Source organism: Paenibacillus sedimenti, from assembly GCF_014534655.1.
GTDB lineage: Bacteria > Bacillota > Bacilli > Paenibacillales > NBRC-103111 > Paenibacillus_E > Paenibacillus_E sedimenti.
The window spans coordinates 215348-230176 of sequence record NZ_JACVVD010000004.1 but is presented as its reverse complement, the minus strand read 5'-3'; the positions used below and the strand labels follow the sequence as shown (position 1 = coordinate 230176).

Annotated in this window: 14 protein-coding genes; 9 read left to right on the top strand and 5 right to left on the bottom strand. The window is 47.3% G+C overall.

The window, feature by feature from the left end:
* Nucleotides 1–107 precede the first annotated feature (107 nt).
* Together ICC18_RS13705 and ICC18_RS13700 are read right to left on the bottom strand one after the other, a co-directional pair.
* Nucleotides 108–1916 carry an EAL domain-containing protein gene (locus tag ICC18_RS13705; RefSeq protein WP_188174987.1) on the bottom strand — a complete coding sequence of 603 codons (1809 nt, stop codon included), beginning with the start codon at nt 1914–1916 and terminating at the stop codon, nt 108–110.
* Between the two features lie 111 nt (nt 1917–2027).
* A complete protein-coding gene (locus tag ICC18_RS13700; protein ID WP_188174986.1) occupies nt 2028–2681 on the bottom strand; it encodes a helix-turn-helix domain-containing protein in 654 nt (217 codons plus the stop codon).
* A gap of 69 nt (nt 2682–2750) precedes the next feature.
* On the opposite strand from ICC18_RS13700, the gene ICC18_RS13695 reads away from it, so the two are divergent.
* The 9 genes from ICC18_RS13695 (at nt 2751) to ICC18_RS13655 (ending at nt 12832) form a co-directional block, all read left to right on the top strand.
* Nucleotides 2751–4889 (top strand): glycoside hydrolase family 15 protein, encoded by a 2139-nt coding sequence (locus ICC18_RS13695; RefSeq protein ID WP_223192556.1) that lies wholly within the window; start codon nt 2751–2753, stop codon nt 4887–4889.
* A 17-nt stretch (nt 4890–4906) separates the two neighbouring features.
* Entirely contained in the window at nt 4907–6067 is a 1161-nt protein-coding gene (locus ICC18_RS13690; RefSeq protein ID WP_188174985.1) for a glucose 1-dehydrogenase, read from the top strand.
* A 170-nt stretch (nt 6068–6237) separates the two neighbouring features.
* A complete protein-coding gene (locus ICC18_RS13685; protein ID WP_188174984.1) occupies nt 6238–8301 on the top strand; it encodes a methyl-accepting chemotaxis protein in 2064 nt (687 codons plus the stop codon).
* A gap of 82 nt (nt 8302–8383) precedes the next feature.
* Complete coding sequence (locus ICC18_RS13680; protein ID WP_188174983.1) at nt 8384–8803, top strand: disulfide oxidoreductase; 420 nt, start codon at nt 8384–8386, stop codon at nt 8801–8803.
* Nucleotides 8804–8858: 55 nt separating this feature from the next.
* Nucleotides 8859–9872, top strand: coding sequence for a polysaccharide deacetylase family protein (locus ICC18_RS13675; protein WP_223192555.1), 1014 nt, complete (start codon nt 8859–8861; stop codon nt 9870–9872).
* Between the two features lie 109 nt (nt 9873–9981).
* The gene (gene racE / locus ICC18_RS13670; RefSeq protein ID WP_188174981.1) at nt 9982–10791 is read left to right on the top strand and encodes a glutamate racemase; all 810 of its coding nucleotides are present in this window, start codon (nt 9982–9984) and stop codon (nt 10789–10791) included.
* A gap of 111 nt (nt 10792–10902) precedes the next feature.
* Nucleotides 10903–11778, top strand: coding sequence for a M14 family metallopeptidase (locus ICC18_RS13665; RefSeq protein ID WP_312029526.1), 876 nt, complete (start codon nt 10903–10905; stop codon nt 11776–11778).
* Nucleotides 11779–11881: 103 nt separating this feature from the next.
* Entirely contained in the window at nt 11882–12106 is a 225-nt protein-coding gene (locus tag ICC18_RS13660; RefSeq protein ID WP_188174980.1) for a hypothetical protein, read from the top strand.
* Complete coding sequence (locus ICC18_RS13655; RefSeq protein WP_188174979.1) at nt 12107–12832, top strand: SanA/YdcF family protein; 726 nt, start codon at nt 12107–12109, stop codon at nt 12830–12832.
* Nucleotides 12833–12888: 56 nt separating this feature from the next.
* Here the strand turns inward: ICC18_RS13655 and ICC18_RS13650 are convergent, their stop codons facing one another.
* The 3 genes from ICC18_RS13650 to ytvI form a co-directional block, all read right to left on the bottom strand.
* Nucleotides 12889–13080, bottom strand: a complete 192-nt coding sequence (locus ICC18_RS13650) for a DUF2524 domain-containing protein (RefSeq protein WP_188174978.1) — start codon at nt 13078–13080, stop codon at nt 12889–12891.
* Nucleotides 13081–13353: 273 nt separating this feature from the next.
* Nucleotides 13354–13533 (bottom strand): hypothetical protein, encoded by a 180-nt coding sequence (locus tag ICC18_RS13645; protein ID WP_188174977.1) that lies wholly within the window; start codon nt 13531–13533, stop codon nt 13354–13356.
* 180 nt (nt 13534–13713) lie between these two features.
* Complete coding sequence (gene ytvI, locus ICC18_RS13640) at nt 13714–14826, bottom strand: sporulation integral membrane protein YtvI (protein WP_188174976.1); 1113 nt, start codon at nt 14824–14826, stop codon at nt 13714–13716.
* Between the last annotated feature and the right edge of the window lie 3 nt (nt 14827–14829).

The following is a 14829-nucleotide window of genomic DNA, read 5'->3' as shown; positions in this document are numbered from 1 at the left end:
GGACTCTCCATACAATTATTTTGAAATAAATATAGCAATCCCTTATAAATAAACGAAAAAAAGGAAGCAAAAGTTTCATAAATCTCGAACTTTTTTTCCTTTTTCACTCAATGGGGGTATAAGACTTTGTTTTCTGCAATCATGGTCTCAAACTGATCGGCCGGCAGCGGTGTGCTAAAAATATAGCCTTGAATTTCATTGCAACCGCGATCTCGCAGAAATTGAAGCTGTTCCAGGGTTTCAACGCCTTCTGCCAAGGATTTGATTTTCAATTGCTGTGACATCGCGATGAGAGCCGTTACAATGGCTGCGTTATCTTCGTCTGTCGTTACGTCTCTGATGAATGACTGATCAATCTTTAACGTATGTACGCGGAATCGCTTGAGATAACTGAGAGAAGAATAGCCCGTTCCGAAATCGTCTATCGAGATTTGTACACCGATCTGCCTTAGCTTATCAAGCATATCTTGAATATACGAAACGTTGTTCATCGCGACGCTCTCTGTAATTTCTAAGCAAAGCAAGTTGGAAGGGAGACCTGAAAGGCGCAGCGTATCTTCAATCAACTGAACAAAACCGCTCTGCATGAATTGCTTTACCGAGATGTTGACGGAAACGCATAAGGGAGGAAGCCCCATTGCGATCCATTTGGCATTCTGGTTGCAAGCTTGCTGCAAGACCCAGTTCCCGAGTTGAAGGATTAATCCCGTTTCCTCGGCGAGAGGAATGAATTCCCCAGGCGATACCATTCCCCATTCAGGGTGTTTCCAGCGAACCAAAGATTCCATGCCAAAAATTTTCCCGGTCGAGAGCTCGACGAGAGGTTGATAGTAAACCATGAATTGCTCGCGTTCCACAGCTTTACGCAGCTCAATTTCCATATTGAGGCGATAGAGTGAGCGCATGTTCATTTCCGGATGATACATCTCAAAGGTATTGCCGCCCTTTTCTTTGGCCTTGTACATGGCCGTATCGGCATTTTTAATCAGGGACTGATCATTGTCTCCATCCCGGGGATACAAGGCGATTCCGATGCTTGCCGTTACATACAGTTCCTGCTGCTCAAAATAAAAGGCTTCTTTCATGCAATTCGGAATGCCACTGGCAAAAGCCAGCACTTCTTCTATACTCTGGATACCTTTCATAAGCAGGATGAACTCATCGCCTCCGAATCTAGCAACAAAGTGAGAGTCTCCTGCAAATTCGGAGAGCTTCGCGGCGACGTGCTGCTGCAATAAATCCCCCGCTTGATGTCCGAGCGTATCATTAATAATCTTGAATCGATCTAAGTCGACGAATAAAACGGCTAGCTTGGATTCTGCTGCATCGGCCTCGGTGATAGCGTTTCGCAGCGTTTCTTGAAATTTTAACCGATTCGGCAAATTGGTCAGCGAGTCATGATAAGCCATATGAATGAGCTGCTCTTCCGCTTGCCGTTTGGCGTGCATCGCTCGGATGGTGGCATAAGATCTGGAAAACTGATTATCCTCATTCATCACAAATGAAGGCGGTTGAATCTCCATTTGCTGACGGTTACCATTTGGCGCCCACGACGTAGAAGTTTGAAGCATCGATATGAGATTAGTTATGTGTTCTTTATGAATATGAGCGGCAGACGCGGTTTTGGTTCTCTTTGCGTCAGGGTCTCCCAGGTAGAGAGTGCCTTTGCGTGAATCATAAGCCTTCACTTGGTTCATATTCACAATATTGCTGCTGTCCACAAGACGGAATCCGTCTTCATAGAGCCATTCTTCGATACTCCCCAGCGAAAAGTCCAGATAATACTGATTGTCCTTCGTATGGATCAGGTAATCCCGATGACCAACCTTATCGATCTTTACGACTTTATCTGCGTCGATAAGTAAAGAATCGGATCCTTTTTTTCCATCGCGGGTAACGGGTATTTTCTGTGCCATTCGATCAGCTCCATAAGTCGAAAGATAAACATATTTAACATTCTATTATACCTTTGTTTACCAATCAAGCGAATGGTGTCGAATCATGACGAATTAGAAGCTTTTCCAGGATTAAATCTGTCTTTTTAATGAAGGAAACAACGTCTCGACGCCCGAATTTCGTTCGAACTGATAACCAAGGCTCATACCGGTGTTGCGCGCTACGCTGCGTACAATGAGCTCATGATATTTTTTTTGCCGTATGGCTGCAATGACGACATGCTTGCCAATTCCCAAGGAGTCAAAATACAGCTTACCTTCTTTTTCGGCATATTTCTGCACATGTTGAAGGTTCACGAATAAATCCGTATCCATTTTCTTAAAACCTTGCTCTTCAAGCTTGTCGAGAAAACCGCTGAAATCGATCAATGAATTCACGCTTCTATTCAATTTGCTCATATGCGTGTGATAAGTGATCTCTCTCATGCTGACTTCAATATATAGGACATCCTGAAAAGGAATTTCGACTTCCGACTCCGATTTCTCCTCTTTTTCCAGATAACCAGCTTTTTCCATCAACTCCGTGTAGGAAAAATTGTATGCATCCGACAGCTTTTTCAGCGTAACGGGCGATGGTTTAATTTTTTCGTTCGTCGAACGGTTCCGCTCCAGCTCAAGGTCGCGAATGTAGGCATGGGAAAGTCCGCTTTTATGGGCTGCTTCACGTAATGACATCTTGCCGCGCAAGCCTTCCAAAAATTTACCGAATCCTTCTAATTGCTGCATAGTACGAATCCCTCCATTGAATCATATTGTAAACGAATTCCTTATAAATGAAAATGTGTGAGGCTGGGAATGGTGCCAATTACCTCTACTTCCAGTGAAGCAACAACAGATGCATATTTAAGCTCTGCAAATGGAAAATTAATCACAACATCCTTGGAAAGGGCTGATGATATGGCCAGAGATTTGCCCATTGGAAATGGGAATGTACTGATCAATTTCGATGCTGCTTATAATATTCGTGACATGTACTTCCCTTTGGTAGGGCAGGAGAATCAATCCAGCGATCATCTTTCACATTTTGGCGTTTGGTGTCAGGAACAGTTTTTCTGGATCGATCATCCGGAGGTATCCAAAAAGCTGAACTACTTGCAGGATTCACTTGTCACCAACGCGGAATGCACGCATGAACGGCTTGGTCTTCGCATGCTGCTCAGAGATGGTGTGGATGTTCAGCAAAATGTGTTTTTACGTAAAGTGAGAGTGGAAAACCTGTTTGATGCGGAACGGACGGTCAAGCTGTATTTTCACTTGGATTTGCAAATCTATGGAAATGGAATCGGGGATACCATCTTCTTCGATCCGGAGCTAAGTTCGCTCGTCTTTTATAAAGGGCATCGCTACTTGACGTTGTCGTGCTTATCTCCCGATGAGGTGAAAGCGGGGCCAAGCGGCTATGCGACAGGGCAAAAAGGAATTCACGGCCTTGAAGGGACTTGGCGTGACGCGGAGGACGGTCATCTTGGCGGCAATCCGATCGCACAGGGTTCGGTCGACGGCATCATCGAGCTGACGATGACGCTGCCGCCGAAAAGCACGAAGGAAGCGTGGTTTTGGATATGTTTTGGACGAAGCAAGCAGGAAGTGGAACGCTTGGAGCGTTTGCTTCGTACAGCGACTCCGCAAGCCTTGTTACAGCGCACCCACGACCATTGGGTGAAATGGGTGAATCGCGATCAGCATCAGCTGTCGCTGCTGAAACCCGATTTGGATTCATTTTACAAGAGAAGCTTGCTCATCACAAGAACGAATCTGGATAATCGGGGGGCTGTCGTAGCTGCCAACGATTCGGATATTTTGAAGTTTGCCAAGGACTCCTACTCCTATATGTGGCCTCGTGACGGTGCTCTGGTTTCCCATGCCTTGGATCGGGCCGGGTATCATGAGCTTGCCAGGAAGTTTTTTGATTTCTGTATCAAAGTGCTGTCTCCGGAAGGTTATTTGATGCATAAGTACAATCCTGACGGCTCCGTTGGCTCCAGCTGGCACCCCTGGGTTAATGCTCAGGGAGCCAAGCAGTTAGCCATCCAAGAAGATGAAACAGCGCTCGTCCTCTATGCGATGTGGCATCATCATAAGCTGGCAGGGACGATAGAGCAATCGAGAAACGATTATGAACAATTCGTCAAACCCGCGGCGGACTTTCTCGTCCACTATCGTGATGCATCGGGTCTGCCGCTTCCTTCCTATGATCTATGGGAAGAACGTTATGGCGTACTCGCGTTCACGGTAGCCAGCGTGTATGCGGGATTGGTCGCTGCTTCCAGATTCGCCGAATATCATCAGGATAAAGCGCGAGCGATTTATTACGCCGATAAGGCTGCGCAGGTCAAGAAAGCGGCTGATCAACAGCTGTACGCGCCGGATCAAAAGCGTTTTTTACGAGCATTGTTTTGGAATCAAGAGAAACAATCTTACGTGCCTGACTATACGCTCGATATGAGCATGTATGGACTATTTGATTTTGGGTTGTTTGAGCGCGAGGATCCGAGAATGGTGACGACGATGCAGCTGCTAAAAGAAAAATTATGGGTGAATACCGAAATCGGAGGTATCGCCCGTTACGAGAACGACTATTATCACCAAGTAACCAAAGATGTGGCCAAAGTTCCCGGTAATCCTTGGTTCATCTGTACACTCTGGTATGCGGAGTGGCTGGTGGCATCGTCCAAAACGGTGAATGATTTGACGGAAGCGGAAAATCTGATGCGCTGGGCGATCAAGCACGCGCTGCCTTCCGGTGTGATGGCCGAGCAGGTGCATCCTTTTACAGGAGTCCCTATGTCGGTATCCCCGCTCACATGGTCGCATGCTTCGTTTATTAAGGTGACCCAGGAGTATTTGTCGAAACTGAAACAGCTAACCTCGAAGGACATAACGCAACCGATTGATGCCAGTGAGGACAAGGTGCTGGAACCGGTTATTCATTAGAAGGGGGTGCTCGAACAATGAAGACGATTCGGGTCAAGCAGCTTCGGCAGGGGGCGCCATCCATCGCTTTAGAGATGATTGATGTTCCGGCGCTAACCCAGCCGAATGAAGTGCTCGTTCGGGTGCTGGCCGTTGGCTTGGATGGAACCGACAGGGAGATTTTGCAAGAAAAATACGGGACTCCGCCGGATGGCGAGGACGATTTGACGACAGGTCATGAGTCGTTAGGCGTCGTCGCCGAAGCAGGGGCGGATAGCGGCTTTCAATCAGGGGATCTCGTGACAGCGATCGTGAGACGCCCCTGCAAAGACCAGAGCTGCGTGAATTGCCGCAACGGCCATGCCGACTTTTGTCAGACCGGCAAATACGTGGAGCGCGGCATTAAAGGGGCGCACGGCTTCCTCTCCGAGTATTACAAGGAGGAAGCCCGGTATTTGGTGCAGGTGCCAACGGACCTGCTGGAGCATGGGATGCTCGTCGAGCCGCAAAGCATTGTCGAGAAGGTGTGGGATCAGGTGCAGCGCGTGCAGCAGCGGCTCATCTGGGAGCCGCGGACCGCGCTCATTTTGGGCTCAGGGCCGCTCGGTTTGCTCGCAGCTATGACCTGCCGCGTACTGGGGCTGGACGTCTATGTGTGGTCCATGTCTCCGCAAGACAGCTTACAAGCGGAGCTTGTGCAGGCGTGCGGAGCCGTGTACCGGCAGGCCGGCGCGGCAGGATCTGCTCCGACGTTAACGGCTTATGCCGACGGTCTCGGTAAGCCGATGGATCTGATCCTCGAATGTACGGGCTACAGCCCGCTGGCCTTCGAGGCGATGTCGGTGCTAGCGCCGGGCGGCGTGTTGGCGCTGCTTGGGGTCACTCCAGCTGACAGGAAGCTGGAGATAGCTTCGGACATGCTCAATCAAAGCATGGTCCTCGAAAATAAATGCGTGATCGGCTCGGTGAACGCGTCACGCAAAGATTTCGAGACCGCCATCTACCGCTTGCAGCAGATGGAGAAGCTGTCGCCAGGCTGGCTCTCCCGCCTGGTCACCAACCGAATGCAGCTGGAAGACCTGCTAAAGCTGGATTTCAAGAGCATTCCGATCAAAGCCGTCGTGGATGTCGTGCCGACCCGGCTATGGAATGACCTTGTCAAGCAAACGAGAGAAGTTGCCTATAGCTTTTCGGTGTAAACAATACGATTTATTTCTTAGAAACCGTGTAAAAGGTACAGAACCTTTACACGGTATTTTATTTTTCCTCGACAAATTTCCTCAAAAAACTACAAAATCTATTCAAATCACATTTCCAATTGCCGATATACATTTAGATCAATCATACAACAGATAAAAAAGGAGCCAGCATGACAACAACGAAAGAGACAAGCCGGATGACACTTTCACAACTCTCCCTTCGAGTAAAACTGCCAGTATTCATAAGTCTTTTGGTTATTATCGCGCTAGCGGGATCAAGTATTTTTGCGTATATGTTCGGGTCAGACATGCTGATGAAAAAAAGTAAAGACGAAATGAATGCAAACGCAGACCGAATCGGGGAAAACCTCTTTTCGATCGTTCAGTTAGAGGAACAAAGCACTTATCAAGTCTCCATCAATAGCACTTTTAAAGATTTGTTAAAGCTTAGACTCCAGAACAAACTGTCCGAACAAGATTTTTTCTCCCCCAAAAACGATCTTCAAGCTAAAGCTAATGCGATCCTTCAGAAGAGCATTCAAGGAACAAAAGGGATTCAATCCTTGACGTTGATCGATACCAAGGGAACGATTGTCGCGAGCAGTAATCCGGATTCGGTTAAGGGCGATCGCTCCGATCGCGAATACTTCAAGGAAGCCATTCAAGGCAAGTTTTTCGTGAGCGATGCCATCATTTCTAAAAGTACGAATTCCTTGATTGTCGTATTTGCCGAACCGGTTAAGGATGATGATGGTAACGTCATCGGTGTGTATATCAGCACACTGGATACCTCTCTTTTTGTCAATAAATTAAAGGGGATTCAAATTAACGGAGAAGGCAGAATTTTCGTTGTCAGCCGCGGAGGGACGATCGTCTATCATTCCACGGTTCCCGACATGATCGGAAAGCCGCTTGAATCTGAGCTCTATGCAGATATTCTGAAACAAAAAGCGTCCGGCGAAGTATCAAAGGGCAACATCGATAATGCAGAAGCATACATTCGTTACTCTAAGATTCCAACCGCTGATTGGACGGTATTCGTCGCAGATGATTACAGAGATATCCAAAGACCGTTGCATACGCTAATGACCAATATCATTCTTGTTACAGCTGTCGCGGTCGTTCTCGCTATCGTGGTCGGTCTTCTCCTTTCAAGATCCATCACGTCTCCGATCGTAACATTGACCAACTCGTTTAAGAGATTGTCATCCGGAGATCTGACGGTTATTGCGGAAGGCAAATATACAAGCGAATTCAGACATCTGGCCGATAGTTTCAACGTCATGGCAGCGAATAATAAAGAATTGATCGCTCATATGAATAGATCCATCGAGGTTCTGAACGTAAGTACGAACGAATTGGAAGAAACATCTAAGAATACCGCGCAGTCCATTCGAGAAACGTCTATCACCACGATGGAGATTGCCAAAGCGATGGAATCACAATCCCATGAGACGGAACATATTGTTGGGAAATTTTATGGCTTAGGTGAGAAAATCGCTACAATCGGCACTCGATCCCAATCCGTGAAGGATCGATCCGAAGCCATTATCGAGGTGTTCCACGCGAACAGAGAAGTCATTGAGAATCTGATCGAAATTAATAGCAGAAATGAACAGGAAGTACAGAAAATTTCTTCGATCACCTCACTTTTGGCTGAAAGTTCCAATCATATCCGGACGATTACCAGTACGATAGGCGATATAGCCAAACAGACCAACCTTTTGGCATTGAACGCTTCGATTGAAGCCGCCAGAGCAGGAGAACATGGGAAAGGCTTTGCCGTCGTTGCCGGCGAAATCCGCAAATTGGCAGAACAATCTTCGAAGCAGTCGAGCGATATTAACGAGATCATCCAACAAACGCTGGATCATGTGGGTGAGAATAATAAAAGCGTCGGCGAAATTCAGGCGATTGCCGTAAAGCAGGATGAGTTTGTCGGCAAAACGCAGCAGGGATTCAAAGAGATATTGGACAATGTCATGGACATCACCAATCAAATTAAATCCATGGCCGAAGAAGTCAGCAAGATGGAAAGAGATAAAGATGATGTGCTGGGATCGGCGCAAAGCTTATCAGCTTCCGGAGAAGAAGTGTCCGCTTCCGTACAAGAGGTAACGGCAACGGTTCAAGAGCAGTCGGCGATGGTACAAAAGCTAGCCAATATGGTGGAGAGTATCGACAGCTTAACTAAAGAGCTTGGGCATGCCGCCGCGCAGTTTAAAGTGAAGTAACGCAATGAGCAAAGGAACCTGCACGGGTTCCTTTTTTTCTCATTTTTTTCTATAATAAGCTGGAAAGGGAGGACAAACGTACATGTCAAATAAATGGTTAAAAGATAACGGGATGCATATCTCTTGGTTCATCGCGCTGATCGCGACTTTAGGAAGTCTCTATTTCTCAGAGATCATGCACTTTTTACCTTGTAAATTATGCTGGTATCAACGAATTTTGATGTATCCGTTAGTGATTCTATTAGGCATTGCAGCTGTTCGAAGAGATTATAAGCTCACGATTTATGTGCTGCCGATGACGATATGGGGAGCTTGCATTTCCATTTATCATGTCCTTCTGCAATCCGGCGTCTTTCATGAAGATGCAGCCGCTTGCGGCCCCGTTCCTTGCGATGTGGACTACCTCTATTGGTTCGGTTTCATTACGATCCCGATGCTTGCCGGAACCGCATTTATCCTCATCACCATTCTTCAGTTTTTGACGTATCGAGCTACCAAATGAGGAACAGGCAGGTAATTTGTCTGGCGCTGTCGAAATGAGTACCCGAGAGTACTCAATGATGAGACGAGGTGCCGGCATGACCCCGATATCCAAGAGCGCTGCACTGCTGATCGTACTTAGCGTATCATTGATCGGCTGTGCAGACCAAAGCTTGATCGCAATTCCGTCCGACAAGAGACTGAACGCATCCGCAACAGTAGCGCCCCGCGCTACCAGTGTCCCCGTAACCCCAACGCCAAAACCAACCCATTCACCTATACCGAATCCAAAAGCAACGGCAAAACCTTCAATGTCGCCACAGGCATCCGCGGTTCCCATGGCATCGACAATACCTAAAACTACAGCATCGACCAAACCGTCCTGGCAGCCAGGTACAGGGGACCGTACCCCATTCTCCTGGTACTACATGAAGAAGAAAACAGGACAAGTTCCGGATTTCCCGAAGGAAACGAAATCTTTCACAGCGGATCAGAAGGCCGTATGGGTAGGCAGCGGTAAAAAAGTTTACCTTACGATCGATGCGGGAGGACCGCTGATCGAGGTTGATTTAATGCTCAAATCACTGAAAGACAATGGGGTGAAGGCGAATTTCTTCATCTCCGGCAATAATATTAAGAAGAACCCGGATTACTTGAAGCGACTTCTTGCAGACGGCCACTTCATTGCGAACCACACGATGACGCATCAAGACTTTAACAAAATGACGGATGAGCAGATTAAGAAGGAAATTACCGATTTTGAAGAGATGTACAAGCAGTTGACCGGTAAAGAAGTGGAGAAGTATTTCCGTTTCCCGTTTGGCAGCTATAATATGCACAATTTAAGCCTAGTTTCGGACATGGGTTATACTTCCGTATTCTGGTCTACGGCTATGCGAGACTGGGAGCCCAGGAAAAACGGCGCCGACGATCCTTATAACGACATCATGAATAATTTGCATGAAGGTAACGTGATCTTGATGCATCAGGGCTCTCAAGAGAACATGGAGGCGCTCGACCGCATCTGTAAAGAGATCAAAAAGAAAGGCTATGAATTCGGACTTGTGAATGAGCTCCAGCCTAAAAAATAGGATCTATCCCGGAATTCTGCGAGAAACTCCATGGTACCTTTGAGCTTGGGCGTTCATATTCTATCCATGAGGTTCCGCAATTCATCAAACGGCAAAGGAAGCGTATATTGTGCAGCAAGCGATAGCCGTACTGGACTCCGGAGTGGGTGGATTAACTGTAGTTAGAGAATTAATGAGACAGCTGCCGCAAGAAAAAGTCATCTATTTCGGGGATACGGCCCGAAGTCCTTATGGACCGCGCCCTGCAGAAGAAGTGCGTATCTTTACCCGGCAAATCGTCGATTACTTATTTCAATTTGACCCGAAAATGATTGTCATCGCCTGTAATACAGCTACTGCCGTAGCCATTGACGATATCCGCACTCACGTGCCGATCCCCGTGCTGGGTGTGATCTCGCCTGGAGCCAGAGCCGCCATTAAATCGACGAAAAGCGGCATTGTCGGCGTCATCGGCACGGAAGGTACGATCCGAAGTATGGCCTATGAGCAGGCACTTAGAACGATCTCGCCCGGCATCCAAGTTTATAGCGAAGCCTGTCCGCTGCTTGCCCCGTTCGTTGAGAAAGGGCTATTCGATGCGGAAGAAGCAAACGCCGTCGTGGAACAATCGCTGCGACCTCTTGTCGGCAAGCCTATCGACTGTTTGATCTTGGGCTGTACGCATTACCCGTTCCTAACGGATTCAATTTCACGGGTCATGGGGACCGAAGTGACATTAATCTCTTCCGCAGACGAAACAGCGCAGGAAATCAGCACGATCCTGTCTCATCGCGGCATGCTTGCTGCTTCCGGAGTCATGCCCATCCATCAATTTTTTTGCAGCGGAGATCCGGAATTGTTCAAGCAGATTGCCCAATCTTGGCTAAGAGAGCTAATCTCCATAAGACCTGTCGTCTGGCAGGTGCCGAATATTATATGACTCCACGACTTGAAGACCGAGCTTGCTCGGTTTTTTTGCTGTTGAATGATTTATTGCTTAAAGGCATAATCATAGCCTTACGAGCAAGTCATTAAGCTGCGAGGTGATGGTGTGCAAGCGTATGGCTATTGGACATTATGCAATGAACTGGAGAGACTCAGCAGAATTTATCCTTTTCTCCGGATCGAACCGATTGGACGTAGCGTGATGGGCAAAAGCATTCCGGCCATCGGCATTGGGCATGGGACTAAGCGGATTCACTATAACGCTTCCTTTCACGCGAATGAGTGGATTACAACTCCGCTGCTTATGCAGTTTTTGGAAGATCTCTCATGTGCTTATGCCAGAGGTACAGCTTGGCGAGGTGCGAATATTCGACGAATGCTCTCGGAGGCAACATTATGGCTCGTACCTATGGTGAACCCGGACGGCGTAGATCTCGTATTGCAAGGAGTTACGCCTGATCATTCTCACGGCGATCTCCTGCTTGCTTGGAACGGCGGTTCGCCGGATTTTCGCAACTGGAAGGCCAATATACGAGGGGTCGACCTCAACGACCAATTCCCCGCTCATTGGGAGGAAGAAGCTGCCCGGAGAGGCCGGTCGGGTCCGGGTGAGCGTGACTATGGCGGTGAAGCGCCATTAACAGAGCCAGAGGCAATTGCGATGGCGAATTTTACGGAAAAGCATTCATTCGATCTCGTCATGGCTCTGCATACTCAAGGGCAAGAAATTTATTGGAACTATCGCGATTATGAACCCCAGGAGTCGGAAGCTTTAGCGGATCGGCTAGCCCTAGCAAGCAACTATTGTGCGGTAAAGCTTACCGGCAGTGATGCAGGCTACAAAGATTGGTTCATCCAGCATTACCGGCGTCCCGGTTTTACCATTGAAGTGGGTTTCGGGGTGAATCCGCTCCCTGTCGAAACATTTCCCGTCCTCTATGAACAAGTCGTGCCTATTTTACTGGAAGGCCTAGAGCTATAACAACAATTCTCAGACAAGTATGACGAACTAGGCCTTGCCTTACATGAACCGTTCCGCCCATGGCTCATATACTGATGACAGGAAACTGTTGGGAGGAATGAGTATGGCAGCGGCAGCGGCAGCTAAAGGTAAAGGCGGCAAAGGAGCAAAGAAAAAGAAGGAGCTTTCATCAAGGCCACAGTATACGATGAAAATTGTGGAATCAGCCACATGCGCGATATGCAAGACGCAATGTGAAAGGGGCCTGCGCTATTTAGCTAAGATGTCGGAGCCCGGAGCTGTTGGTCATGGGGTTCCGTGTATACTTACGAGGAAGCGCATCAATTGAATGAACAAGAGAGAAGGATCAACCGTCAAATACGTAGAGGTGAGAAGAATGTGGAGCAAAAACCACCGGCTGCGTAGAGGTATCCTTCTCTTTGCTGTGATCGGCGTTCTTGGGGCAGTTTCGGCTGGTTATATTAACGTACGAGTCGAGCGAACGGGAGCTAAGTATATTGTCACTGCCGAGCAGGCGCCCAAAGCGGATACGATTCTTGTGCTTGGCGCTTATGTGCATCCTGACGGAAAGCCATCCGCAATGCTGCATGATCGGCTTCAAGTGGCGCTGGATTTGTATCGGCGCCAGACGTCGGACAAAGTGCTTGTAAGCGGTGACCACGGACAGAAGAACTACGATGAGGTCAATGCTATGCGCACGTTTATGGAAAAGCATGATGTGGAGCCTGAGAATCTTTTTCTGGACCATGCAGGGTTCAGTACTTACGAGAGTTTGTACAGGGCACGAGACATTTTTAAAGTACATAAAGTTATCATCGTTACGCAGGAATATCATTTGAAAAGAGCCGTCTATACGGCAAGACAAATGGGCATGGAAGCGTACGGTGTAGCTGCTGACCTGCAGACGTACAGGGGGATGCCTAAATATGCTACACGTGAAGTCGCGGCTAGAAATAAGGATTTCATGCTTGTACATATATTCAAACCAAAACCCACATATCTCGGGGACGAGATCCCCATATCCGGGGACGGGCGCCTTACCCGCGATCAGTAATCCGCAATTAAACAGTCCATGCATCCGAATACGGCGCATGGACTGTTTGTTTGATGTTATTTATGGTTATGAAGAATGGAGCACTTATTCTCGATAAACCGAATTTGGTTCTCAAGCCGGTTAAGATGCTCCCGAGCTTCTTGGGAAGAGTCGTCCTGAGACTGAAACTGCTGCAGCTCTTCCTTTAAGCTGTGCAGGTCGTTGCCGGCATTTGCACAGTCGTAATTGCTTTCCAAATTCTCGATCATGTCATTCCTCCTAGATACTGGACTACGATAGAGGATTTTTATTTTTTGCCTTTTTGACTGCTTTTATCCGAAGTGCGCGTGGTCGTATTTTGGTTTGCATGACCTTGCTGCTTGTTGTCCGTCATGTCGTATCACTCCTTTGCTGTATTTGTTTTAGCAATGCCCATTTATTATGAACAGATTAGCGAATTTGATGCGATACACAATAAAAAGCCCGGTAAACGATAAATGATCGTTCACCGGGCAGGTAACTACAATGTATGTGTAAGGAGTCTAGTGGTTAGGAGTAAGCAATTTGTCTTCCAGCGTTTGCTTCAGTTTTTTGATAGCGTCTGTCTCTAGCTTGTGGTTTTGATTGAATTTGGCGCCGGTTAATGCAAGCGCTTCCTTGACAGTCATTTCCACACGAATTAATTCTTCTCCCTGCGGGATTTGGACGTTGCTGTTGCTCATTTTCATCACTCCTATGTCAACTTTTTGAAGTAAAAACCTTGATTTGACGCACTTTTAATATAACATATCATGTTAGATACTACAAGAGGAGGAAAGACCCATTTCGTGGAAATCGAACGACAAAAAAGCCCCCAAACTCCTAATGGACTTTGAGAACTTCTATTGAATCAAGGTGGCTATTTACGGACCGGTATAAGGCGTGCCGCCTTCCGCATACTCATCTTCCGGCTTGCGAATCCAGCGCTTGAGGTAGCCTTGATCGTACAGCGCTTTGATCAAAATAATCAGAACGGGCGATAGAATAACACCGGCAACGCCGAATAACGAAAGTGAAACGATCATAAAAGCTAATGTCGTAAAGGCAGAGACACCAAGCGATTCACCTGTAATTTTGGGCTCCATGAACTGTCTGACGAGGATAACGACAAGGAGTAATGCGCTTAGCCATATAGCTAAAGTCGTATTGCCGACAATGAATAGATAAACAATCCACGGAATGAAAAGCGTCGAAACGCCAAGCAGCGGAAGAACGTCGAAAATGGCCGCTAGCAGGGAAATGGAGAAAGCGTTGTTCACGCTGAGAGAGAGCAGTGCCGCGAATACGACAATGAACGTTAGCGTAATCAGCTTCAATTGTGCTTTTATGTACGAAACGATGCCTTTGACCACATTCTCTTTTAGGAAATAGAACGCTTTTTTGAATGTGTTCGGCGTTTTATCCTGGGCCAGCCTTTTCCATGATTCAATCTCAATGCTGAGGAAATAGGCAAGAATGATCCCGACAATGAAATTGAACATAAAAGTGGAAAACGACGTGAGCGAGTTGACCATGCTGGTCAGGAAATTCCCTATGAATTGCGAAGCTTTGACGGCAAATTGACCTGCATATTCTTTAGCTTTATCGATAACTTCTTGAGGGAGCGTTTGAAACTGTGCATTCAATTCACTAATTCTATGTACGATCTGATTCTGAAAGACGACCTGGTAATCATCCACTTTCTCGATAAGACTCATGATTTGGCTTGTGAAAATGACTGCGGCGCCCGTTAGCGCGCCCAGGATGACCAGTACAAAGAGCATGGTTGAAATCGCCGAGGCAATCGTTTTACGCATGCCTTTGCGGTGCAAAAAACGCGCCAGAGGCTCTATCATCGCGTAAATGATCAGAGCCAGGAAAATAGGCGTCGCAATACGATACAGGTAGCTGAATAGCAGCATGAATAAGTAGACCGTGAGAACGATTAGACCGATATCAAAGGCCGTTCTCCAATATTTCTTGTAGAAAGAAATCACTTA

Bases quoted from the DNA above. Each gene is read 5' to 3' on its own strand.
- ICC18_RS13705 (WP_188174987.1), bottom strand. From the start codon at position 1,916: ATGGCACAGAAAATACCCGTTACCCGCGATGGAAAAAAAGGATCCGAT.
- ICC18_RS13700 (WP_188174986.1), bottom strand. From the start codon at position 2,681: ATGCAGCAATTAGAAGGATTCGGTAAATTTTTGGAAGGCTTGCGCGGC.
- ICC18_RS13695 (WP_223192556.1), top strand. From the start codon at position 2,751: ATGGTGCCAATTACCTCTACTTCCAGTGAAGCAACAACAGATGCATAT.
- ICC18_RS13690 (WP_188174985.1), top strand. From the start codon at position 4,907: ATGAAGACGATTCGGGTCAAGCAGCTTCGGCAGGGGGCGCCATCCATC.
- ICC18_RS13685 (WP_188174984.1), top strand. From the start codon at position 6,238: ATGACAACAACGAAAGAGACAAGCCGGATGACACTTTCACAACTCTCC.
- ICC18_RS13680 (WP_188174983.1), top strand. From the start codon at position 8,384: ATGTCAAATAAATGGTTAAAAGATAACGGGATGCATATCTCTTGGTTC.
- ICC18_RS13675 (WP_223192555.1), top strand. From the start codon at position 8,859: ATGATGAGACGAGGTGCCGGCATGACCCCGATATCCAAGAGCGCTGCA.
- ICC18_RS13660 (WP_188174980.1), top strand. From the start codon at position 11,882: ATGGCAGCGGCAGCGGCAGCTAAAGGTAAAGGCGGCAAAGGAGCAAAG.
- ICC18_RS13655 (WP_188174979.1), top strand. From the start codon at position 12,107: ATGAACAAGAGAGAAGGATCAACCGTCAAATACGTAGAGGTGAGAAGA.
- ICC18_RS13650 (WP_188174978.1), bottom strand. From the start codon at position 13,080: ATGATCGAGAATTTGGAAAGCAATTACGACTGTGCAAATGCCGGCAAC.
- ICC18_RS13645 (WP_188174977.1), bottom strand. From the start codon at position 13,533: ATGAGCAACAGCAACGTCCAAATCCCGCAGGGAGAAGAATTAATTCGT.